We start from the raw sequence: 22,620 nt of genomic DNA, 5'->3' as shown, positions 1-22,620 counted from the left end.
CCGAGGACTCGGGCCGCCGGTGCCGAGCCCGAGCCAGCGCTCAGCCGCCGATCGCGTTCATGCCGCGCGCCGGCTGCAGGAACGACGGGTCGTTGATCGCGTGCCCCGGGAGCTTACCGTGCACGCACGACCGCAGCATCCCGGCGATCCCGTCGGCGCGCTCCCCCGGCGCGGCGGCCGACTCCCCGCGCAGCACCTCGATGAGGTCGTACTCGACGTTCGAGAACAGGCAGTTGCGCAGCTGACCGTCGGCCGTCAGACGCAGACGGTCACAGGCTCCGCAGAACGGGGCGGTGACCGAGGCGATCACACCGACCTCGTGCGGCCCTCCGTCGATCCGCCACTTCTCCGCGGGTGCTCCCCCACGCCCCTCGACCGGCTCCAGGCGCCAGCGCTCAGCCAGGGACGCCAGGATCTCCTCTCGCGTGACCATCGACGCGCGGTCCCAGGTGTGTCCGGCATCGAGCGGCATCTGCTCGATGAAGCGCAGCTGCGCCCCCACGCCCATCGCGAACTCCACGAGGTCGACCAGCTCGTCGTCGTTGACACCGCGCATCGCGACGGCGTTGAGCTTGAGCGGACGCAGCTCCGATGCCGCAGCCGCGGCGATGCCCTCGAACACGTCGTCGAGGCGGTCGCGTCGGGTGAGGTCGGCGAATCTCTGACGGTTCACCGTATCGATGCTGATGTTGAGGCGCGTGAGACCGGCCTCGATCAGCGCCGGGAGTTTCTGAGCGAGGCTGATGCCGTTGGTGGTCATCGCGATCTCGACGGGGCCGTCCTCTCCGTCGATGCGGGAGAGGCGCGTCACGACCTCGACGATGTCGGCTCGCAGAAGCGGTTCGCCACCGGTGAGGCGGAAGGTGCGGATGCCGAGGGCCGCGGCCACCTCCGCGACCTCGACGATCTCGTCCGTGGAGAGGATGCTCGTGCGGGCCAGCCACTCGTTCCCCTGCTCCGGCATGCAGTACGTGCAGCGCAGCGAACAGCGGTCGGTGAGCGAGATGCGCAGATCCCGGTGCACACGGCCGTGCGTGTCGACGAGGCCCGCGCTCTCGGCGGCGAGGCCGGGGCTCTGCGCGGTCGGAGCAGCGTGCGGCGGGCGCACACCGATGACCACCGGCACGGCCGTCATCGCGCTCCGCCACTCCCCGTCATCGTTCGAGACTAACCCGCCGTCTCACCCCTCGGGGCCGGAATGCCCGTCGTTCCTGCCGGAGGAGTGGGCGGAGACGAACCGTACCTCGGCCGGATCGACGTTCAGATGCACCTCATCACCCACCGCAAAGCCGGCGGCCTCCGCCAGCGAGGCATCGACCCGGCAGTGCTCTGTGTGCAGGCGGACACCGGTGAGGATGGGCTCCAGTCGGACGACTCGACTGGACCACGCGTGCGGTTCGTCGGCCCGCGTGAGGCGCACCGCCGCGGGGCGGAACACCGCGGCGAGCTGGGCGCCCTCGACCGCGGCGAGCGCGAGCGAGGCGGCATCCGTGCTCGCGAGATGCAGGCCCCCGCCGCGCCAACCGCCCTTCGCGGCGACGCCCACCAGCCGGTTGCTTCCCGCGATGGCGGCGACGAACCCCGACGCGGGCGCCGACAGCACGTCGCGCACGGGTCCGCTCTGTGTGACCCGCCCCGCCTCGATGACCACGAGCCGATCGGCGAGGGCGACGGCGTCCGCGGCGTCGTGCGTGACGGCGATCGTGGTGATCCCCACCAGCTGATCGCGCAGCATCTGCCGGATGTCGCCCGCCGTCGCCGGATCGAGTGCGACCAGAGGTTCGTCGAGCAGGACGGCCCGCGGAGACGCGGCGAGCGCTCGGGCCACCGCGACGCGCTGTCCTTCGCCACCGGAGAGCTCGCGCGGCATCCGATCCCCCGCACCCGGCAGACCGACGCGTGCGAGCCACTCATCGGCTGAATCCCGCGCGATGCGGGCCTCCTGACCGGCGGCACGTGGGCCGAAGGCGACGTTCTCACGCAGGGACAGGTGGGGGAAGAGCCGCGCCTCCTGCCCGAGCAGCACGACGCCGCGGCTCATGGGCGCCGTGCGCACACGGGGAGCGGCCACACGGTCGACCACGCGCCCCGCGACCTCGATCTCCCCGGCGGTCAAGGACTCGAGCCCTGCGAGCGCCTGCAGCAGGGTCGACTTGCCCGCGCCGCTCGGTCCCATCACGGCGACGGTCTCGCCGACCGCGACCTCCACGGACACGTCTACGGTGAAGTGCTCGCGGGCGACCACGACGTGCGCACGCAGACCTCCGCCACCGGCGGACGAACCCGTGGACGAGGTCATCGCGTGACCCCCGGCCGCCAGCCGCGCACGAGCAGGAGCACCGCGATCGCCGTGGCGAGCAGGAGCAGCGCGAGCGCGACCGCCGTGCCCTGCGACACTCCCGCCCCGTTGAAGGCGGTGTAGATCGCCAACGGCATGGTCTGGGTGACGCCCGGCCGATTCCCCGCGAACAGGGCCGTCGCGCCGAACTCGCCGATGGCACGCGCGAAGCAGAGCACGACACCGGCGACGATGCCCGGCGCGGCCAGCGGCAGGGTGATGCGATGCAGGATCGTCCATCGTCCGGCTCCGAGGGCGGCCGCCGTGCGCTCGTAGTCCACACCCGAGGTACGCACCGCGCCCTCCACGGCCAGCACCAGGAACGGCAGTGCGACGAACGTCTGCGCCAGGACGACCGCCGGCGTGCTGAAGGACAGGCCGAGTCCGCCGAACCAGCCCGCGCGTCCGAACAGATACAGCAGCGCGACGCCTCCCACCATCGGAGGTAGCACCAGCGGAACCGTGACGACGGCACGGAGCACCGCGGCCAGTCGCGGCCCGGAGCGGGCGATGGCCAACGCGAGTGGTACGCCGATGAGGATGCACAGCACCGTGGCCACGAGGCCGGTGCCGAGCGAGAGCGCGAGCGCGGAGAGGGCAGCCTCCGAGGTCACGTCCGCGAGGAACGTCGGCCATTGCACGCGCGCGACCAGCGCAGTGAGCGGCAGGATCAGGAACGCCAGTCCGATCAGGGCGGGAACGGCGAGCGCGCGGGGTGCATACCCTCGACCGCCTCCCCCGGTCATGGCGCTCCGAAACCGAAGTCCGCCAGGATGTCGCGCCCCGCGTCCGACAGCACGAACGCCACGAACGCGTCGGCAGCCTCGGAGTTCGGCGCGTCGGAGAGCGCGGCGATCGGGTAGCGGTTGACGATCTCGTCGGCACCGTCGGGCACGATCGCCTCGACGTCGTCGCGGCCGATCACGTCGGTCGCGTACACGAGTCCGGCATCGGCCTCCGCCGCGGCGACCTTCGTGAGCACGGCCGTCACGTTCTGCTCGAGGCTCGCGGCGTCGACCGTCACGCCCGCCCCGGAGAGCAGCGTCGCCGAAGCCGCGCCGCAGGGCACCTCCGGCGCGCACAGCACGGTGGTGACGTCAGCGAGATCCGCCAGTGTCTCGACACCGCCGGGGTTTCCGGCCGGGACCACGATCACCAGGGTGTTGGAGGCGAACAGCGCGGGCTCGACCGCGACCTTGCCGGCCTTGTCCATGTTCGCCTCGTCGGCCGACGCGAACACGTCGGCCGGTGCGCCCTCGAGGATCTGGGTGACCAGGGTCGACGAGCCGTCGTAGACCGGGCTGAATCGCACGTCGGGGTTCTCGGCCGTGAAAGCCTCACCGATCGCATCGAAGGCTCCGCTGAGCGAGGCTGCGGCGTACACCGTGAGCTCTCCGCTCGCCCCCTCCTCTACCCCCGCTTCCGGTGTCGGAGCGCTCTGGGCGCCGCTCGCGCACCCCGTCAGAGCGAGCGCGGCAGCGGCGAGGACGGCCAGGGAGGAGCGGCGGAGCGGACGGTTCATGTCAGCCTTTCGGGACTTCGACGACGACCTGGGTCGCCTTGACGGAGGCGGTGGCAAGGGAGCCGACTTCGAGACGCAGGTCGCGCGCCGCCTCAGACGACATCAGCGACACCACGCGATGCGGTCCGGACTGGATGTCGACCTGCGCCATCAGGCCCTCGACCTGCACGCGCGTGACGATGCCGACGAAGCGGTTGCGCGCACTGGAGAGCACATCTCCCGCGAGCTTCGCCTCCTCCGCGAGGTCGACCGCGCGCGCCGCGATGGCGTCACCGGGGATCTCGGCCGGCGTCGCGTCCGTGACCGGGAGCAGACCCTGCTCGATCCAGCGACGGACGGTGTCGTCGCTGACACCGAGCAACTGCGCGGCACGGGCGATCCGATAGGTCTGCATAAAGAGAATCTACCGCAGATGCGGATTTTTCACACAGATACAACCGCTTTCGCGTTCATGAATCCGCTCCAGATGACGGGGCATACGCTGAACCCATGCAACCCCTCGTCGCCCCCGCCGCCGCGCTCACACCGGAAGAACTCATCCGGACGGCCCGGCACGCGGTGCTCGCCGGCATCGGCGAAGAAGGCCAGCGCCGCCTCAACGCCGCGCGCGTCACGATCGTCGGCGCAGGCGGGCTCGGCTCCCCTGCGCTCCTCGCCCTGGCGGCCGCGGGGATCGGCGCCCTCACGGTGATCGACGACGACGTCGTGGAGCTCACCAACCTGCAGCGTCAGGTGGCGCACCGCGTGGAGGACATCGGCGCGCACAAGACCGCCTCCGCCGCCCGCGCCATCACGGCCCTCGCGCCGCAGACGGTCGTGACCCCCGTGCATGAGCGCCTCGACGCGACCAACGCCGCCCGCCTGCTCGCGGGATCCGACGTGGTGGTCGACACGAGCGATTCGTTCGCGACCCGTCGCGATGTGGCCGCCGCGTCCGAGGCCCTCGGACTTCCGCTGGTGTGGGGTGCGGTCCAGGAGTGGCATGCACAGGCGACCGTCTTCTGGTCGGACCCGCCGGTGGGCGAGCCGGTCGTGCTCGCAGACCTCTTCCCGCCGGGCACCGAGGGGGAGCCCCCCAGCTGCGCGCAGGTCGGCGTGCTCGGAGCGCTGTGCGTGCAGGTCGGCGGGATGCTGGCGGGTGAGGTGATCAAGCTCGTGACCGGCGCGGGAGAGCCGCTGCTCGGACGACTCGCCATGATCGATGCGCTCACCTCCCGCCAGCACGAGATCGCGATCCGCCCGGCATCGACGGCCCCGACGGCGGTGCACGCATGACCGGCCGTCGCACGGTCGAGGACCAGCTCGACCGCGTGCTCGACGCCGTCCGCCTGATCGGCAACGAGGCTCTTCCGGTGTCGAGTGCCGCAGGACGCACGCTCGCCGCGCCCGCGGTCGCCGCGCACGACATCCCCCTCTTCGACAACTCCGCGATGGACGGCTTCGCCGTGCGCGGCGCGGATGTCGCGGAGGCCTCCGAGGAGAACCCGGTCACCCTGCGCGTGGTCGCCGATCTTCCCGCCGGCGTCGCCCTGGATCCTCCGCTCGGTGCGGGTGAAGCCGCCCGCATCATGACCGGATCCCCCACGCCCACCGACGCCGATGTGATCGTGCCCTTCGAGGACACGGTCGGCGGGCTCGCCGACTCCCTCGGCGACGTGACGGTGCTGCGCGCCCCGGCGACGCCCGGGGTGTTCGTGCGCCGACGCGGGGCAGACCTGCACGCGGGCGACGAGGTCGTGCCCGCCGGTGAGCGTCTGGGGCCCTTCCAGCTCGCGGCCGCGGTCGCCGCCGGCGTCGCCGAGGTCTGGGTGACGCGGGCTCCGCGTGTGGCGGTGGTATCGACCGGGAGCGAGCTGCTCGCGCCCGGGGAGACCCCCACCCGCGGCCGCATCCCCGACTCGAACGGCCCGTTGCTCCAGCAGCTCGTCGCCGAGGCCGACGCCGAGGTGGTGCTGGTCGCGCGCGTTCCGGACGCGGCCGACGCCGTCCGGGCGGTCGCTGCCGAGGCCGCAGCGCTCGACGCCGACGTGATCGTCTTCACGGGCGGGGTGAGTGCGGGAGCATACGAACCCGTGCGCGGAGCGTTCGACGGCGGTGGACAGGTCGAGTTCAGCGCAGTGGCCATGCAGCCGGGCAAGCCACAGGCCTTCGGAGTGCTCGATGACGGGTGCCTCGTGTTCGGGCTCCCGGGGAACCCCGTCAGCGTGGCGGTGTCCTTCGAGGTGTTCGTACGGCCCGCCCTCCTCGCGATGCAGGGCCGCACCCGCATCCAGCGCCCGCGTTCCGCGTTCACCGCCGACGCATCCTGGACACCCCCGCCGGGGCGCCGACAGTACCTTCCGGCCGTCGTCGACCTCGCGACGCGCACCGTGCGTCCGGCGACCGCCGGTGGATCGGGGTCTCACCTCGCGGGCGGACTCGCGCGTGCGCACGCCTTCGCGATCGTCCCGGCCGAGGTCGAGTCCGTGGCCGTGGGCGATGTGATCGATGTCATGCTGGTCGGATGAGCTTCCCCCACCTTGACGCCGGCGGCCGTGCACACATGGTCGATGTGACCGCGAAGCAGCCGACCGTCCGCACCGCGACCGCCCGCGGCTTCGTGCGCTGCAGCGCCGACGTGATCACCGCCCTCCGCGACGGCACCGTGCCCAAGGGCGACGTGCTCGCCGTGGCGCGCATCGCCGGCATCCAGGCGGCCAAGTCCACACCCGCTCTGCTGCCGCTCGCGCACGTGATCGGGGTGCACCGGGCGAGCGTCGAGCTGGAGGTGGTCGACGACGGCGTGCATATCGAGGCGACCGTGGGCACCGCCGACCGCACCGGCGTCGAGATGGAGGCGCTCACGGCCGTTTCGGTCACCGCCCTCGCGATCGTCGACATGATCAAGGGCGTCGACCGCGCGGTCACGATCGAGGACGTGCGCATCGTGGCGAAGTCCGGCGGGCGCTCCGGTGACTGGGTGCGCCCCGGCGAGGCCGCCCCCGGAGCCGACCGATGACACACGTGCGCTACTTCGCCGCCGCCGCCGAGGCTGCGGGCACCGACGCAGAGGAGCGCGCCGAACGCTCCCTCTCGGAACTGCGCACCGCCGTCGTCGCCGAGCACCCGGCACTGGCCGACATCCTCCCTCGCTGCGCGGTGCTCGTCGACGGGGTGCGCACCGACGGCGATGTCCCCCTCGACGACGCCGAGCTCATCGACGTGCTCCCGCCCTTCGCGGGCGGCTGAAGCGCGAGCCTCAGCCGCCGATGCCCTTCCACGACGACGTCCCGTCGACTTCGAGCTGACGCTTCCACACGGGGAGGTCGCTCTTGATCCCCTCGATGACCGCCCGGCACACCTCGAACGCCTCGGCACGGTGTTCCGAGGCCACCGCGATCACCACCGCCGCATCGCCGACCTCGAGGCGTCCGATGCGATGGCTGACGGCCACCACGGCGCGCGCACCGGCCCCGGCCTCGGCCTCGGCCTCCTCGGCAATCCGTCGCAACGTGGCCTCCGCGTCGGGGTGGGCGCTGTACTCCAGTCCGACCACGGGCGTCTGCGCCTCCGGATCGTTGTCTCGCACCCGGCCGACGAACGTCGTCACCGCTCCCAGGCGCGGGTCTTCGACCGCGGTGAGATGAACATCGAGATCGAGGAGTTCTTCCGACAGGGCTGCGATCCGCACGTCGTTCATGAGTGGTCTCCGCCTTCGACTTGATCCAGGACGTGCCCGGCGACGCCGAGCACCACGGGGAGGCCCGAGGCGACGGCTCGGGGCGAACCCGGGAGGTTCACGACGAGCATGCCATCGGGGTCGACGACGCCTGCGAGCCCCCGCGACAGCACCGACAGCGGAGTGTCGGCGAGTCCGCTGCGGCGCAGTTCCTCGGCGATCCCCGGGAGCTCCCGGGTGATCACCCGGCGTGTGCCCTCCGGCGTCAGGTCACGGGGCCCGATGCCCGTGCCGCCGGTGGTCACGACCAGCCGGATGCCGCGGGCGACGGCGCGGCGCAGGGCATCCTCCACGGAATCCGCGCCGTCCGCGATGACCTCCGCATCGGGGCAGTGCCACCCGGCCTCACGCAGCATCCCCACGGCGATCGGGCCACCCCGATCCTGGCGCTCTCCGGAGGCCGATCGATCCGAGACGCTGATCACGAGTGCGGGGTACGGGCCCATGGCTCCCACCCTAGGCCCGCGCGGTCGACCGTGCACCGGGGTCAGGTGACACGGATGAGCGAGCGCTGCCAGCCCGATGATCCGTTCGGCGCGATGGGAGCGCGCTCCTGGATCTGCAGGTCGCCGTTCTTGTTGACCGCTCGCACCGCGACGTAGTGCGTGCCGGGCGTGGCATCCCACTCCATGAACCACTGCACCCAGGTGTCGTCGTTGATCGGCGCCGACAGCGTGGCCGCAACCCACTCCCCGTCGTCGATGCTCACCTCCACGCGCTCGATGCCGACCGATTGGGCCCAGGCCACGCCCGCGATCGGGATCTTCCCGGCATCGACCGCCTCGCCGATCTTGGGGGTGTCGACGCGGGACGAGAACTTGATCGGGGCCTCGGCGCTGTAACCGCGCGGCGTCCAGTACGCCTCATCCTGGGCGAAGGTCGTGACCTTGAGCTCGGTGAGCCACTTGGTCGCCGACACGTAGCCGTAGAGTCCCGGCACGACCATCCGCACCGGGAAGCCGTGCTCGAGCGGCAGCGGTTCGCCGTTCATCCCGACCGCCAGGATCGCGTCGAGGTCGTCATCGGTGAGGGCCGAGAGGGGCGTGCTCGCCGTGTAGCCGTCGACGCTGCGGGAGAGCACCATGTCGGCGCCGGACTTCACCCCCGCCTTCTTGAGCACGTCGCGCAACGGCACGCCCAGCCACTTCGCGTTGCCGACCAGTTCGCCGCCGACCTCGTTCGACACGCACGTGAGCGTGATCGCGTACTCGTCCAGGCCCATGTCGAGGATGTCCTGGAAGCTCATCTCCACACGCTGGTCGACCATGCCGTCGATCACCAGGCGCCAGGTCTCCGGGTCGATCGAGGGAACCGTGAGCGCGGTGTCGACACGGTAGAAGTCCTTGTTCGGGGTGAAGAGCTTGCTGAGCCCGGGAATGTCGAGCTCAGCGCCCTGCGGCACGGCGACCGTGCTCTTCGGGGAGGGGAGTTTCAGCGCACCGCGGATGGCCTCGACCGACGACACGGCCAGGCTCACCGTGCGGGCGGTGATTCCCACGACGAGCGCGGACGCGCCCGCCACGGCGGCGAGGAGGAAGAACCGCCGACGGTCGATCCCTGGCCGGGCCGGCTCTTCTTCGGCGAGGTCGGTATCGGGATCATCCGCGGGGGACTCCCTCCACCCGCGCAGGCGGCGGCACAGGAGCACGAGGATGATCGATCCTGCGACGGTGCCGAGGACCGGAGGCAGGAACGCGAGGGGCGCGACGCCCGCGCGGGTGACGATCGCCGCGGTCGAGAGCACGCCCGCGATCACCAGCGCGATCACGCCGAGCGGCGGGCGCACGAACTGCAGGATCCCGGCGATGGCGGAGGCGATGAGCACAGCGAGCCCGAGCCCCGCCAGCAGAGCGATCTTGTCGTACTCGCCGAAGGTGGCGATCGCGAACTCCTTGAAGGGCTGGGGCACGATGTCGATCACGAAGCCGCCGACCGCGAGGATCGGGCTGGCGGTGCGCGCGAACAGCAGCGCGAACACCTCTGCCGTGGCGAGGAAGACGCCACCCCCGATCACACCCGCGAGGGCGGCCCAGACGAAGAACCTCTTGCCGCTGCGGCGTTGCACCATGATCGTCTCCTGTTCCGCCGGTCTCCGGCGTCGTCCCCCGTTGTTCGGAGCCGAGGCGGGATCGGATCTGACGATCTACGGTCAGACTCCGCGCGGGCGCGTTCATAACTCCGCAAAAACGGCGGGAGGGTAGCGCGTCAGGCGCGGCACGACGGGCGAGCCGTTCGCCTGGCTCGCTGTTCTTCCTGAGTTCTGAACGTCCGTCAGACCGGAACGATGGGCGGGGGCGGCGGAGCGAGCCGGCGCTGCGGCACCCCGTGCGCCTCCCGGTGCAGACGCTCCATGCGACTGTCGAGCTCGGCGGCGGCATCTGCGGCATCCGTGAGGCTCTCGACGAGATGCGAGGGCACCTGGTTGGAGAACTTGTAGTAGATCTTGTGCTCGAGGCTCGCCCAGAAGTCCATCGCTATCGTGCGGAACTGCACTTCGACCGGCACCGACAACGCGCCGGTCGACAGGAACACGGGCACCTCGATGATCGCGTGCAGGCTCTTGTAGCCGTTCGCCTTCGGCTGCGCGATGTAGTCCTTGACCGTGCGCACGGTGATGTCGTCCTGGGCGGTGAGCAGGTCGAACAGGCGGTAGACGTCGGCCACGAAGCTGCACGTCACCCGTACACCCGCGATGTCGGTGATCTCGGCGCGGATCCGATCGAAGTCCGGCTCGTCGATCCCCTTGCGCGCGAGTTTCTCGACGATGCTGTCGGGCGACTTGAGACGGCTCTTCACGTGCTCGATCGGGTTGTACGCGTGGTCGTGCGTGAACTCGTCACGGAGGATCGAGATCTTCGTCTCGACCTCGCGCATCCCGAACTCGTACTCGCGCAGGAACCGCTGCAGCTCGTCGCGCAGCTCGCGGGCCTGGTTGATCGTGTCCTCGGTGACGTGAACGGTCGTCATGCTCTCGACGTTACGCGTTCGTGATCGGAAACGGCTGTGGATCCCCGATGTCCGCCCTCGCGTCCACGAGGTGCTGCCCGGAGAGGACGCCGGGGAGCCCGCGTCCGAGGCGGGTGGTGAACAGCAGCACGATCGCGACGAGGATCAGGATCGAGGACGCGAAGTCGAACAGGCCGCCGCCCAGGGCGAGCGCGCTGAGGCCGCCGATGCCGCCGGCCCAGCGCAGGGGGCGGGCGAGCGGAGCGGGCAGCCGCGAGCCCGCATAGCGCAACTGCACCGCGAAGTCGCCGACCGAGCGCCCGGTCGCCAGGATCAGCACCAGGAACAGGCCGGCGGGGACGACGGCTCCTGCCGTGGAGGCGATCGACCCGTCGAGCACGGCCGCCCTGTCGCGCACGACGTACTCCAGCCACACCTGCACGGTCACGCCGATGCCCGTGCTCAGGAATCCGTAGGTGAGCGCATCGCAGAGCATGGCCAGGGCCCGCCGACCGCGGGTGACCGGGCGGGGCAGATCGGCGTCCGGGCTCGCCTGAGCGCCGCGCAGGGCTCTCGGAACGAGAAGCGCCACGGTGCAGCCGACGACCGCGCCGAGGGTGTTCGTCAGGAGGTCGCCGACGTCGAAGAAGCGGTAGGCGCAGGGGTAGACACCCCAGACGCCGGTCAGCTGCGTGGTCTCGACCAGCAGCGACAGCCCGAAGCCCGTGGCGAGCGCGGTCGGGATACCGCGGCCGGCGATCACCCGGATGAAGAACCCGAGCGGCACGAACAGCAGCACGTTGAACACCAGCTGCAGCAGAGCCGGCTGCCGCAGCGGATTGCCTGGGGCCGCGAACGCCGTCTGCACATCGCGCACGACGGACATCGGATCGGTGATCGCTCCGACGCAGCGGATGCTGTCGGGATCGGGCAGGGGAAGCAGCGTATAGGTCCAGATCGCCCAGAAGTAGATCAGTGCAGACAGCCAGAGCAGGGTCCGCCCGAGCCCGAGGCGCCCGCGCCGGCGGTAGCTGACAGCCACGAAGGGCACGAACAGCAGGATGCCGAAGCCCACTCCGATCCCGATGGCGATGAACGCGAGCAGCACCTGATCTTCCACAGCGTGCCAGTGTAACCAGGCCCGTAAGGATTCCGTGAGGACGCCGCTTCCCGCCGTAGGGATTCCGTGAGGATCGCATGAGGACGACACCGGGAGGCGTAGTGTCGCCCGACGTGTCAAACGAAAACAGGGAGGGCGCGGAAGCTCCGCCGCTCGCCAAGCGCATCCTCATCGGCGAGCCGCTGACGAGCGAGCAGGTCGATGAGCAGCTGCTCCCGAAACGGATGGCACTGCCGATCTTCGCGTCGGATGCACTGAGCTCGGTGGCCTACGCGCCGCAGGAACTCGTGATGATCCTGTTGATCGGTGGACTCACGTTCCTCTCCTTCACCCCGCTGGTCGCGATCGCGGTCGTGGTGCTGCTGCTCGTCGTCGTCCTGAGCTACCGTCAGCTGATCAAGGCCTACCCGTCGGGCGGCGGGGACTACGAGGTCGCGTCGAAGAACCTCGGCGAGATCCCCGGTGTGATCGTCGCCGCGGCCCTCCTGGTCGACTACGTGCTGACGGTGGCCGTGTCGGTCGCCTCGGGCGTAGACAACATCATCTCCGCCGTGCCCGGCCTCGACCCGCTCCGCGTCGAGCTCGCGGTGGGCTTCGTGATCCTCATCATCATCGTGAACCTGCGCGGTGTGCGGGAGGCGTCGCTCGTCTTCGCCATCCCCACCTACGTGTTCATCGGCTCGGTCGGCATCATGATCGCGACCGGGCTGATCCGGACGTTCCTCGGCGATGCGCCGGTGGCATCGAGCCATGACTTCACCGTGCAGGCCGAGAACCTCGGCCAGGCCGCGGTGATCCTGCTGATCCTCCGCGCGTTCTCGAGCGGTTGCTCCGCCCTCACCGGAGTCGAGGCGGTGTCGAACGGCGTACCCGCATTCCGGGCTCCCAAGGTGCGCAACGCCCAGTCGACCCTCGTGCTGATGGGATCGATCGCGATCTGCCTGTTCGCCGGCCTGACCGCGCTGGCGCTGATCGCCGGAGTGCACTACGCCGAGAACCCGTGCGTCCTGATCGGTTTCGACTGTTCGACGCCGCAGCCCAGCCTGATGGCGCAGATCGCCGCGGCGACGTTCGGCGGCGGCAGCATCGCCTTCTTCATCGTGCAGGCCGCGACCGCGTGCGTGCTGCTGCTCGCCGCGAACACCGCGTTCAACGGCTTCCCCCTGCTCGGCGCCGTCCTGGCCCGCGACGGATACGCCCCCAAGTCGCTCAACACCCGTGGCGACCGCCTGGTGTTCTCGAACGGCATGATCCTGCTCGGCATCGCTGCGATCGCCGTCCTCGTGGTCTTCCAGGCGCGGCTGACCACCCTCATCCAGCTCTACATCATCGGCGTGTTCGTGTCGTTCTCGCTCGGACAGATCGGCATGGTCAGGCACTGGCGACGCGTGCTGCGCGGACCGGAGGAGAACCGGCCGGGATCCGGGATCGACGGAGCCTCGGCATCGGATCGCCGTTCGGCGAAGGTCGGACTCCTCATCAACTCCACCGGCGCCGCGCTGACCGTGCTCGTGCTCGTCATCGTGACGATCACCAAGTTCACGCACGGCGCGTACCTCGTCTTCTTCGCGATCCCGGTCCTGGCGTTCCTGATGCTGGGTGTGAAGCGGTACTACCGTGACGTCGAACACGAGATCGCGATCGACGACACGACCAAGTACGGGGCGACCGGCGACCTCGCGATCGTCCTCGTCAACAGGCTGCAGAAGCCCGTCGTCAAGGCGATCGACTACGCGATCGCGGCCAAGCACGGCAAGACTCTGGCGGTGCACGTGGCCGTGGCATCCGACGATGCGGCTCAGTTGCAGCAGGAGTGGGCCGACCACCTCGTGCCGATCCCGCTCGTGATCGTCGAGTCACCGTACCGGTCGTTCGCGCAGCCGGTGACGCAGTTCATCAAGCAGTACCGCGAGAAGCACGGCTCCTCGGTCGTGACCGTGTACCTGCCGCAGTACATCGTCGGGCACTGGTGGGAGTCGTTCCTGCACAACCGTCGTGCCCGCCGACTCGCCAACCAGCTGATGCTCGTGCACGGCGTGTCGATCACGCTCGTGCCCTGGCTGCTCGACTCGTCGGAGCTCATCTACGGCCGCCGCTCCCGCCCGTTGCCGGGCCAGGAGCGTGCCGGTCGCCCGGTGGTCGTCAGCGGTCGGCGCGCGCACCGCCCCGCCGGTCCCCCGCAGGAGTAGTCGCCGGCGGCCCCTTCGAATCGCGCAAACGGCTCCATCCCTCGCCCGGATGGGACCATTCACGCGATTCGAAGGGAGTCAGATCGTGTCGCCGGTCGAACCTAGAGTGGAGCGATGACCGAGACGCGAAACCCCGGGGCGTGGCCGGCGCGAACAGCCCGACTGCAGGTGCGTCCCTGCACGCCCGCCGACGTCGATGTGATGTGGGAGTGGCGTCGTCTCCCGGAGGTGAATCGGTGGCTCGGATCCGCCCCTGATACACGGGACGCATTCCGCGCGCGATATCTCGCCCCGGAGCGGCTGGCTTCCCTGTACCTCGTGGAGCTGCTGCCCGGGGCCGAAGACGCGGCCCCGACCCCGATCGGCGACATCATGGTGAGAATCGGCGACGGGTGGGCCCAAGCCGAGGTCGAGGCCGCCGCCAAGGGCACCGAGGCCGAACTCGGCTGGGTCCTCGACCCCGCATACACCGGGCACGGTTACGCGACCGAGGCGATCCGCGCCGTGATCGACGTGTGCTTCGGACCACTGGGGCTGCGCCGCGTGCACGCCGGATGCTTCGCCGAGAATGAGCCCTCCTGGCGCGTGATGGAACGCCTGGGGATGCGCCGCGAGGAGTTCAGCCGCAAGACGGCACTGCACCGCTCCGGCGAATGGCTCGACGGCATGAACTACGGACTGCTCGCCGAGGAGTGGCCGCGAGAGCGGGGCATCTAGCCCGAGACGAGGATCAGGGCGAAGACGGCACCCACGACTGTCAGCACTGCGGCGACGAGACCCCACAGCAGGAAGCGGCTCCAGCTGAGGCGGACACCCAACGCGGTGATGCGGTGGTACCAGAGCAGCGTCGCCAATGATGCCCAGGGAGTGACGAGCGGGCCGAGGTTCACGCCGATCAGCAGGGCCATCAGCGCGACGGGATCGCCGGCGGCGGGCTCGAGCACGAGATACGCCGGAAGGTTGTTGATCGCGTTGGCGCTCACGGCACCGAGCGCGGCCATCCGGAACAGGTCGCCGGGGGCACCGCCGTTCGCGGTCTGCGCCGTGAGGAAGTCGAGAAGACCCTGTGCGTGCGCCGCCTCGACCAGCACGAACAGCGAGGCGGCGAGCGCGATCGCCCGCCACGGCACGCGCGCGAGCCGGAGGACACGGCGCCGGCGCACCGCAAAGAGAACGACCAGCGCGAGGGCCGCCAGGGCTGCCGGCATCCAGACCTCCCGCGTGAGAGCCAGCAGCGGCATGAGGACGAGGAGGATCGCGGCAGCACTCCAGAACAGGAGAGGATCGGCCGGGCGACGTGGCACCGGCGTCGGGTAGCGAGCGAACACGGTGCGTCGATGCAGGAGAGTGAGGATCGCGACCGGCACGAGGATGCCTGCGAGGGCCGGCGCCCAGCTCAGCGCGATGAACGCGGACGGCCCTTCGCCGATCGCGGACGCCGCCAGCAGGTTGGTGAGGTTCGAGACCGGCAGCGCGAGGGAGGCCGTGTTGGCCAGCCACACGGTCGCGAGCGCGAACGGGAGGGGCGAGACGCCGATGCTCTGCGCGAGCACGATCACGACCGGGGTGACGATCACGGCGGTCGTGTCGAGCGAGAGGAACACGGTGCTGACGGTGGCGAGCGCCACGACCAGACCCCAGAGGGCGAGCACACGGCCACGACCCCAGCGCGCCAGTCGCTGCGCCACCACGTCGAACACAGCCGCCTCGCGGGCGAGCTCGGCGACGATCGTGATCGCGACCACGAACCCCAGCACGGGCGCGACCCGCACGAACAGCGCGTCGGCATCCGATTGGGGCAGGAACTCGGTGAGCACGAAGACGAGCGCGGCGACGACGAGTCCGCCGACGATCCACGCCCCTGCTCCGATCCGCCATTCTCGGGTACCCACCTCGCGAGCATAGGCCCACGGGCGGGCGACGGCATGTCAACCGACGCTGTGACTCCGGCCTCTCAGAAGTCCCCGCCAGGATAGACGCCCTCCGGCAGCGTGAAGCATGCCGACCAGGAATCGATCACGATGGTTCCGGGCTCGCCTTCGCCGAAGAGATACGCTTCCGTCGTCGTCGACGACTCCACTTTCGCGACGTACTTTTCGGCGATATCGCGGCGACTCGTCACGTCGAAAGCCCCCTTGTCGCCGAAGAGTCCAGCTACTCGCGCCTCCATCGACTTGGTTACCGCCTCGGCATCGGTGCCCGGTGCCAGCGTCACGCTCGTGATGCCTTTCCAGCGGTGCTGCGACTCACTGCACCTGAACAGGCCTCCCTTCTCATGCTGATCCACCTGGGCCACCTGATCAGCAGGGATCAGTGCCACGATCGCCAGCTCGCGCGCCTGCGTCGCCTTCTTCGCCTCCTCCCACGTCATGCTCGACGGCTCGTCGTGATGTCCTTCAGGCTGCGCGCACCCTGCGAGGCCGATCATGATCAACGCAAGCCCGGCGCTCGCGGCTCGCACCCACTTCGTCATCTCTTCACCAGTTCTCTCATGTCGCGCAGGGCATCCTCATTGGCAGGATCGTCCGTGGATATCAGGCTGTGGTTCTCCGTCAACACCCGGAAGTAGTCGGGCGGAATGCTCACTGTGGGGCGACCGAGACTGCCTGCGTCCGCTCTGTCGAGGACATCATCGTCTGGACCCGTGTAGTAGTCGCCGTGCTCGAACGCCGGATGCAAGCGCGGATTGTTGCCGCCCCACACGACGCCCAGATGCTGACCTTCTTGCAGCACATCCCGGTAGGAGAGATCCGCATAGATCGTGTCGGGATCAGGCGTCCACTCCGGCGGCATCCCCGCCCCGGCGAGGGAAACGACCTTGTCGAACTCCGCCCCGGCGACCTCGGAACTGGTCACGTTCGCAAGGCCCCAGCTGAAGCCGAAGGCATCCTGCTCGGCGTCTCCCAACGCCGGATCCACCCGCATGCCCGACGCGAACCGGGCGAGTTGCCGACCGGCATCCGCCGCACGCTCAGGGTCGTTCGCTTCGCCGATCCGCGTCAGATTCATCCCACCGACGTCAGGGTCCTCGCCGGGGAAGAGCCCGTCCTTGTACACGAACGCGACCGTGCCGGGCGCCGCCCTCACCATCTCGCTCCCGATCTCCTGGACGCTGCCGGTGTAGAAGTCCGCCAGGCTCGTGAACGTTCCGGGTACGTACGTGAGCACGCGTTCGGGGGGCGTCGCGAGATCGCCGATCACCTCCACGATTCGGGAGAAGTCACGATCGTAGAGATACAGCTGCACGTCGCCGCTGCGAACAAGGCGAAGATACGCGAGCTCCTTCTCCAGGAATGCGGCTCGATCCGACCCCTCAGGCTCTTGATCGAGCTCCTCCTGAGCTGCGTCGATCCACGCGCTCGCGCACCGCTGATTCGCTGTCACCCGCACGGCCACCGGAAGGCCGTCCATCCCGCCGAGGATCGCGGGGTGCGCCTCGATCAGTTCCTCCTGCAGACCGGGGTGCAGAAACCACAGCACCAGAACGTCGCGCGGAGTGTCCGCAGCGAGCAAGTCTTCGAGCAGATCGCGTGACTCGTGGGAGATCGACACCGCCACGCCGCCGCACAGCGCGTGGATTGCCGCGTCGTAGGCCTCGTCCCACGCTCCGAAATGGAATTCGTAGCGCCCCCAGAGGTCGTCGAGATCGTCCTGCGCTCGTCGACGCTCCGTGATCAGGTCGGCAGCGGCGTCCTCCGCTCGCTGGGTGGCGACGGGGTCGTCCTCCCACGAAGCGGCGAGAGCCGCACGTCCGGCCTCATCCGACGCAACGCTCAGTGCCTCCCGCGTCGCGTGCAGCGCCGCGATCTCGTCGATCAGCGCGTTGGCTCTCGTCGCATGCTCGTCGTGTGCTTTCGCATAGGAGGTGAGCACCGTGGACAGCGTCTGCGCCACCGCGACGTGCGGGCCGATCGTCGACAGGATGTCCCGCGCGGCGGAGCGGACAGCGGTGACCGCCTGGCCGCGCCCCGGCAATCCCGATGCCTGCCCGGACGCACCGCGCAGAACGCGCAGGTGCTCGAGCACGACCTCGACCTGATCGACTGTCGCCGACATCGTGCCGATATCACCGGCGATGCGCTCCAGCGGATACCCACGGCTCGGCGAAGTGAGGCTCATGGGGTTCCCTCGCCGGAGAGTTCTTCGTCGAGCTGGGTGTACTTCGCAGCGATCGCGAAGAGAGCTGCGGCGAGGGCTCCCCCGGCATCACCGTGAACGGAGGCTGCCTCGTGCACCTGATCCAGGTACCGGTGCAGTTCCGTCCGCAACTGATGACGACCGATCGGCGCTTCCACTCCAGGATCGCCGGGACTGATTCGCGAGACGTCGAACCGCAGTTGCATCGCCGCCTCCGAGCACGCCCCCGCGGACTCGTCCAATTCCTCGTAGAAGAGCTCTACTTCCCCCACTGCCCCTCCGTTCCCCTTTCCCGCATCCCCACACGAGATCATTATGCAGTCATATATGGACATCATATATCGAAGGGTCCACCCTGGTGCTCCCGCACGCAGGGATCGGAGAGCGGGAGGGGCGACGAAGGGCGGGTGTGAGCAACGCGCATGCATCCGCCGCGGGACCGTAGGGGAAGCGTGAGGATCGCGGAGACGGCGAGGCTGCGACGCTTGGATCGGATCCGTGCTCGACATCATCTACATCGCGCTGACTATCGCGCTGTTCGCCCTCGTGTCCCTGGTCGCCAAGGCGGTGGACCGCGCATGATCGTCTTCGAGATCCTCGCGGCCTCTCTCGCCGTCGCCGCCATCGTCTATCTCGTGGTCGCGCTCGTCGCACCGGAGAGGTTCTGATGGACGCGTCGATCTGGTTCGGCATCCTGCAGGCCACGGCCGTCGTGGTCGTGCTCGCGCTCGCGCACCGCCCCGTCGGCGACTACATCGCCCACGTGTACACCTCGCCGCGCGACCTGCGCGTCGAGCGCGGCGTCTACCGGCTCCTCGGCGTCGATCCCTCCTCCGAGCAGACGTGGCGCGCCTACGCCCGCAGCGTGCTCGTGTTCTCCCTGGTCGGGCTGCTGCTCGTGTACGGCCTGCAGCGGCTCCAGCCCTTCCTGCCCCAGTCTCTCGGCCTCCCGGCGGTGCCCGAAGGACTGGCCTTCAACACGGCGGCGTCCTTCGTCGCCAACACCAACTGGCAGTCCTACTCGCCCGAGCAGACGATGGGCTACACGGTCCAGCTCGCCGGCCTCACGGTGCAGAACTTCGCCTCGGCGGCGGTGGGGCTGGCCATCGCGATCGCGGTGATCCGCGGGCTCGCGCGCCGCGGCTCGACGACGATCGGCAACTTCTGGGTCGACCTCGTCCGCGGGCTCGGGCGCCTCCTGCTCCCGGTCGCGCTGCTCGGCGCGGTGGCGCTGCTCGCGGGCGGGGTGATCCAGAACTTCACAGGCTTCATCGACCTCACCACGGTGTCAGGCGAGGCGCAGACGATCCCGGGCGGGCCCGTCGCCTCCCAGGAGGCGATCAAACTCCTCGGCACGAACGGCGGCGGGTTCTTCAACGTCAACTCCGCGCACCCGTTCGAGAATCCGACCGGGTTCACGAACCTGGTCGAGATACTGCTGATCCTGATCATCCCCTTCGCGCTCCCCCGCACGTTCGGGCGCATGGTCGGCGACACCCGCCAGGGCTACGCGATCGTCGCGGTCATGGGCACGATCTTCCTGATCTCCCTGTTCGCCCTCTCCGCCCTCGAACTCGCCGGCCGCGGTACCGCCCCCGAGCTCGCCGGCGGGGCGATGGAAGGCAAGGAAGTGCGCTTCGGCATCCTGGGCTCCACCCTGTTCGGCAGCGCGACGACTCTCACCTCGACCGGCGCGGTCAACTCGATGCATGACTCGTACACCGCACTGGGCGGCATGTTGCCGATGCTGAACATGATGCTCGGCGAGGTCGCCCCCGGCGGTGTCGGCTCGGGCCTGTACGGCATGCTGGTGCTCGCGATCATCGCGGTGTTCGTCGGCGGGCTGCTGGTCGGCCGCACCCCGGAATACCTGGGCAAGCGGATCGGGCCGCGGGAGATCACGCTCGCGAGCCTGTACATCCTCGTCGTCCCCGCCCTGGTCCTCGGCGGCACCGCACTGAGCTTCGCGATCCCCGGGATCCGCGAGGACGTCGAGTCCACCAGCATCCTGAACCCTGGCGTGCACGGCATGAGCGAGGTGCTCTACGCGTTCACCTCAGCCGCGAACAACAACGGCTCCGCGTTCGCCGGACTCACCGCGAACACCCCGTGGTTCAACACCGCGCTCGGGGTAGCGATCCTGCTCGGCCGCTTCCTGCCGATCGTGCTCGTGCTCGCCCTCGCCGGATCGTTCGCGGCGCAGGAGCGTGTACCTGCCACCACAGGCACGCTGCCCACCCACAGACCGCAGTTCGTCGGCCTCCTCCTCACCGTGACGGTCGTCGTGACCGCACTCACCTACTTCCCGGTGCTCGCGCTGGGACCGCTCGCCGAAGGACTCGTCTGACCATGACCCTCCTCACCACTCCCTCCGCACACCAGGACGCTCCGGAATCCACGGCGGTGCAGCCTCCCCGTTCGTTCGGCTGGTCGCAGCTCGTCGACGCTCTCCCCGGTGCACTGCGCAAACTGAACCCCGCCGCCCTCGTCCGAAACCCCGTGATGCTGCTGGTGTGGGCGGGCGCCGCGTTCGCGACGGTGCTCGCGATCGCGGAGCCGTTCCTCGGCGGACCCGCCGACTCGGGAGGAACCCCGGTTCCCGCCGCGTTCACCTGGGGCATCGCGATCTGGCTGTGGCTGACGGTGCTGTTCGCGAACGTCGCCGAGTCGGTCGCCGAAGGTCGCGGCAAGGCCCAGGCCGCGAGCCTGCGCACGACCCGCACCAGCACGATGGCTCGACGGGTCATCGGGTACGACCTCTCTTCGGATGCGGCAGCCGAACGTGTCGAGACCGTCGAGGTCTCCTCCGCCGAGCTGCAGCGCGACGACGTCGTGATCGTGACCGCCGGGGAGCTGATCCCCGGCGACGGCGACATCATCGCGGGCATCGCGACCGTCGACGAATCGGCCATCACGGGCGAGAGCGCCCCGGTGATCCGCGAGTCCGGCGGCGACCGCAGCGCCGTGACAGGCGGCACCCGGGTGCTGTCGGACCGGATCGTGGTGCGCATCACCTCGAGGCCCGGTGAGACCTTCGTCGACCGGATGATCGCGCTCGTCGAGGGCGCCAGCCGACAGCGCACACCCAACGAGATCGCGCTGAACATCCTGCTCGCCAGCCTGTCGATCATCTTCCTGGTCGTGGTGCTCGCCCTGAACCCGATCGCCTCCTACGCGGCGTCGCCCGTCAGCATCCCGGTGCTGATCGCCCTCCTGGTCTGCCTCATCCCGACCACGATCGGTGCGCTCCTCTCGGCCATCGGCATCGCGGGCATGGACCGGCTCGTGCAGCGCAACGTGCTCGCGATGTCGGGCCGCGCCGTCGAAGCCGCGGGTGACGTCACCACGCTGCTCCTCGACAAGACCGGCACCATCACCTACGGCAACCGTCGCGCCCATGATGTCCTCCCCTTGCCCGGCATCGACGGGGACGAGCTGCTCCGCATGGCCGCTCTGTCGTCTCTCGCGGACCCCACCCCCGAAGGCGCCTCGATCGTCGAACTCGCCGCCGCCCGTGGCATCCGTGTCGACGCCCCGGCCGACGCCGTCGTCGTGCCGTTCACCGCGCAGACCCGCATGAGCGGACTCGATCTCGCCGACGGCACCCAGATCCGCAAGGGTGCCGGGTCCGCCGTCCGCGCCTGGCTCTCTCTCGACGCGGGAGGCGAGGAGCTCGGCATCCGTACGGACGCGGTGTCCTCCCTCGGCGGTACCCCGCTCGTCGTCGCGGTGAAGACCCCCTCCCTCCCGTCCGCCGCCGCCCCGTCCGCCGACGCCGCTGCACACCTGTCGGGAGAACGCACGGATGACGGAGGACACGCCGCAGAACTGACCGACGCCCGGGCGAACTCCCGACAGGCGTCCGGGCACGGGGAGGCGGAAGGCGCGCGCCTCCTCGGGGTCGTGCACCTCAAGGACATCGTGAAGGACGGCCTGCGTGAGCGCTTCGACGAGCTGCGGGCCATGGGCATCCGCACGGTCATGATCACAGGCGACAACCCGCTGACGGCACAGGCGATCGCGGCGGAGGCCGGGGTGGACGACTTCCTCGCCGAGGCCACGCCGGAGGACAAGCTGGCCCTCATCCGTCGTGAGCAGGAGGGAGGCCGACTGGTCGCGATGACCGGCGACGGCACGAACGATGCCCCGGCTCTCGCGCAGGCCGACGTCGGAGTGGCGATGAACACCGGCACCTCGGCCGCGAAGGAGGCCGGCAACATGGTCGACCTCGACTCGGATCCGACCAAGCTGATCGACATCGTCCGCATCGGCAAGCAGCTGCTCATCACCCGCGGCGCGTTGACCACGTTCTCACTCGCGAACGACATCGCCAAGTACTTCGCCATCATCCCCGCGATGTTCATGGGCGTCTTCCCCGGACTTGCTGCACTCAACATCATGCAGTTGCACTCGCCGGCCTCGGCGGTCACGAGCGCGATCATCTTCAACGCCATCGTGATCGTGTTCCTGATCCCGTTGGCGCTGCGGGGGGTGAAGTACCGTCCGGCGAGCGCCTCGCAGATCCTGCAGCGCAACCTGCTCGTCTTCGGCCTCGGCGGCGTGATCACACCGTTCCTCGGCATCAAGCTCATCGACCTCGTGGTCAGTCTCATCCCGGGCTTCTGAGTCGACCCGGCTCGCTCTCCCGTC

23 protein-coding genes are annotated in these 22,620 nt (G+C 69.6%); 9 read left to right on the top strand and 14 right to left on the bottom strand.

The genetic code is table 11. The features are described from left to right. Nucleotides 1-40 precede the first annotated feature (40 nt). Genes moaA through LC041_RS14065 form a run of 5 tightly spaced genes read right to left on the bottom strand, consistent with a single transcriptional unit; the run spans nt 41 to nt 4,254 of the window. Nucleotides 41-1,135, bottom strand: coding sequence for a GTP 3',8-cyclase MoaA (gene moaA, locus LC041_RS14085; protein ID WP_226533719.1), 1,095 nt, complete (start codon nt 1,133-1,135; stop codon nt 41-43). A 45-nt stretch (nt 1,136-1,180) separates the two neighbouring features. Beyond that, on the bottom strand, nt 1,181-2,299 hold the full coding sequence (locus LC041_RS14080) for an ABC transporter ATP-binding protein (RefSeq protein WP_226533718.1): 1,119 nt from the start codon (nt 2,297-2,299) through the stop codon (nt 1,181-1,183). Further along, nucleotides 2,296-3,084, bottom strand: a complete 789-nt coding sequence (gene modB, locus LC041_RS14075) for a molybdate ABC transporter permease subunit (RefSeq protein WP_226533717.1) — start codon at nt 3,082-3,084, stop codon at nt 2,296-2,298. The genes LC041_RS14080 and modB overlap by 4 nt, the downstream gene beginning before the upstream one ends. Next, nucleotides 3,081-3,860: a molybdate ABC transporter substrate-binding protein gene (gene modA, locus LC041_RS14070; protein WP_226533716.1), complete on the bottom strand. Its 780-nt coding sequence runs from the start codon at nt 3,858-3,860 to the stop codon at nt 3,081-3,083. Before modA ends, modB begins: the two co-directional genes overlap by 4 nt. A gap of 1 nt (nt 3,861) precedes the next feature. Beyond that, the gene (locus LC041_RS14065) at nt 3,862-4,254 is read right to left on the bottom strand and encodes a TOBE domain-containing protein (RefSeq protein WP_226533715.1); all 393 of its coding nucleotides are present in this window, start codon (nt 4,252-4,254) and stop codon (nt 3,862-3,864) included. A gap of 95 nt (nt 4,255-4,349) precedes the next feature. On the opposite strand from LC041_RS14065, the gene LC041_RS14060 reads away from it, so the two are divergent. From LC041_RS14060 to LC041_RS14045, 4 genes are read left to right on the top strand one after another with little or no spacing between them, the layout of a single operon-like run. Continuing rightward, nucleotides 4,350-5,135 carry a HesA/MoeB/ThiF family protein gene (locus LC041_RS14060; protein ID WP_226533714.1) on the top strand — a complete coding sequence of 262 codons (786 nt, stop codon included), beginning with the start codon at nt 4,350-4,352 and terminating at the stop codon, nt 5,133-5,135. Next, complete coding sequence (locus tag LC041_RS14055) at nt 5,132-6,367, top strand: molybdopterin molybdotransferase MoeA (protein ID WP_226533713.1); 1,236 nt, start codon at nt 5,132-5,134, stop codon at nt 6,365-6,367. Before LC041_RS14060 ends, LC041_RS14055 begins: the two co-directional genes overlap by 4 nt. Beyond that, a complete protein-coding gene (gene moaC / locus LC041_RS14050) occupies nt 6,364-6,858 on the top strand; it encodes a cyclic pyranopterin monophosphate synthase MoaC (protein ID WP_226533712.1) in 495 nt (164 codons plus the stop codon). Before LC041_RS14055 ends, moaC begins: the two co-directional genes overlap by 4 nt. Then, entirely contained in the window at nt 6,855-7,088 is a 234-nt protein-coding gene (locus tag LC041_RS14045) for a MoaD/ThiS family protein (protein WP_226533711.1), read from the top strand. Before moaC ends, LC041_RS14045 begins: the two co-directional genes overlap by 4 nt. Nucleotides 7,089-7,098: 10 nt before the next feature. Here LC041_RS14045 and LC041_RS14040 read toward each other — a convergent pair whose 3' ends face one another. The 5 genes from LC041_RS14040 to LC041_RS14020 all read right to left on the bottom strand — a co-directional run bounded on the left by LC041_RS14040 (nt 7,099) and on the right by LC041_RS14020 (nt 11,644). Further along, a complete protein-coding gene (locus tag LC041_RS14040; protein ID WP_226533710.1) occupies nt 7,099-7,539 on the bottom strand; it encodes a molybdenum cofactor biosynthesis protein MoaE in 441 nt (146 codons plus the stop codon). Then, complete coding sequence (locus tag LC041_RS14035) at nt 7,536-8,024, bottom strand: MogA/MoaB family molybdenum cofactor biosynthesis protein (RefSeq protein ID WP_226533709.1); 489 nt, start codon at nt 8,022-8,024, stop codon at nt 7,536-7,538. Before LC041_RS14035 ends, LC041_RS14040 begins: the two co-directional genes overlap by 4 nt. Nucleotides 8,025-8,065: 41 nt before the next feature. Then, a complete protein-coding gene (locus tag LC041_RS14030; RefSeq protein ID WP_226533708.1) occupies nt 8,066-9,646 on the bottom strand; it encodes a molybdopterin-dependent oxidoreductase in 1,581 nt (526 codons plus the stop codon). A gap of 203 nt (nt 9,647-9,849) precedes the next feature. Next, complete coding sequence (locus LC041_RS14025; protein WP_226533707.1) at nt 9,850-10,545, bottom strand: GTP pyrophosphokinase; 696 nt, start codon at nt 10,543-10,545, stop codon at nt 9,850-9,852. Between the two features lie 10 nt (nt 10,546-10,555). Further along, complete coding sequence (locus LC041_RS14020; protein WP_226533706.1) at nt 10,556-11,644, bottom strand: VanZ family protein; 1,089 nt, start codon at nt 11,642-11,644, stop codon at nt 10,556-10,558. Nucleotides 11,645-11,721: 77 nt separating this feature from the next. Between LC041_RS14020 and LC041_RS14015 the strand changes: the two genes are divergently transcribed. Both LC041_RS14015 and LC041_RS14010 read left to right on the top strand, forming a co-directional pair. After that, the gene (locus LC041_RS14015) at nt 11,722-13,833 is read left to right on the top strand and encodes an APC family permease (RefSeq protein WP_264189376.1); all 2,112 of its coding nucleotides are present in this window, start codon (nt 11,722-11,724) and stop codon (nt 13,831-13,833) included. Nucleotides 13,834-13,947: 114 nt separating this feature from the next. Then, the gene (locus LC041_RS14010) at nt 13,948-14,550 is read left to right on the top strand and encodes a GNAT family N-acetyltransferase (protein ID WP_226533705.1); all 603 of its coding nucleotides are present in this window, start codon (nt 13,948-13,950) and stop codon (nt 14,548-14,550) included. Here the strand turns inward: LC041_RS14010 and LC041_RS14005 are convergent. The 4 genes from LC041_RS14005 to LC041_RS13990 form a co-directional block, all read right to left on the bottom strand. Then, complete coding sequence (locus LC041_RS14005; RefSeq protein WP_226533704.1) at nt 14,547-15,725, bottom strand: SLC13 family permease; 1,179 nt, start codon at nt 15,723-15,725, stop codon at nt 14,547-14,549. The genes LC041_RS14010 and LC041_RS14005 overlap by 4 nt on opposite strands. 62 nt (nt 15,726-15,787) lie before the next feature. Next, a complete protein-coding gene (locus tag LC041_RS14000) occupies nt 15,788-16,306 on the bottom strand; it encodes a hypothetical protein (RefSeq protein ID WP_226533703.1) in 519 nt (172 codons plus the stop codon). After that, nucleotides 16,303-17,952 (bottom strand): hypothetical protein, encoded by a 1,650-nt coding sequence (locus LC041_RS13995; RefSeq protein WP_226533702.1) that lies wholly within the window; start codon nt 17,950-17,952, stop codon nt 16,303-16,305. Before LC041_RS13995 ends, LC041_RS14000 begins: the two co-directional genes overlap by 4 nt. Beyond that, nucleotides 17,949-18,242: a hypothetical protein gene (locus tag LC041_RS13990; protein ID WP_226533701.1), complete on the bottom strand. Its 294-nt coding sequence runs from the start codon at nt 18,240-18,242 to the stop codon at nt 17,949-17,951. Before LC041_RS13990 ends, LC041_RS13995 begins: the two co-directional genes overlap by 4 nt. A 306-nt stretch (nt 18,243-18,548) precedes the next feature. Here LC041_RS13990 and LC041_RS13985 point away from each other — a divergent pair, with 306 nt between their 5' ends. From LC041_RS13985 to kdpB, 3 genes are read left to right on the top strand one after another with little or no spacing between them, the layout of a single operon-like run. Beyond that, nucleotides 18,549-18,638, top strand: coding sequence for a potassium-transporting ATPase subunit F (locus tag LC041_RS13985; protein WP_226533700.1), 90 nt, complete (start codon nt 18,549-18,551; stop codon nt 18,636-18,638). Continuing rightward, nucleotides 18,638-20,317, top strand: a complete 1,680-nt coding sequence (gene kdpA, locus LC041_RS13980; RefSeq protein ID WP_226533699.1) for a potassium-transporting ATPase subunit KdpA — start codon at nt 18,638-18,640, stop codon at nt 20,315-20,317. Before LC041_RS13985 ends, kdpA begins: the two co-directional genes overlap by 1 nt. A 2-nt stretch (nt 20,318-20,319) precedes the next feature. Then, complete coding sequence (gene kdpB / locus LC041_RS13975; RefSeq protein WP_226533698.1) at nt 20,320-22,596, top strand: potassium-transporting ATPase subunit KdpB; 2,277 nt, start codon at nt 20,320-20,322, stop codon at nt 22,594-22,596. Nucleotides 22,597-22,620: the final 24 nt, after the last annotated feature.

This window comes from Microbacterium paraoxydans (genome assembly GCF_020524545.1).
Classification (GTDB): domain Bacteria; phylum Actinomycetota; class Actinomycetes; order Actinomycetales; family Microbacteriaceae; genus Microbacterium; species Microbacterium paraoxydans_C.
The sequence above is the reverse complement of the archived record's forward strand: the minus strand, read 5'-3'. Positions and strand labels throughout refer to the sequence as shown.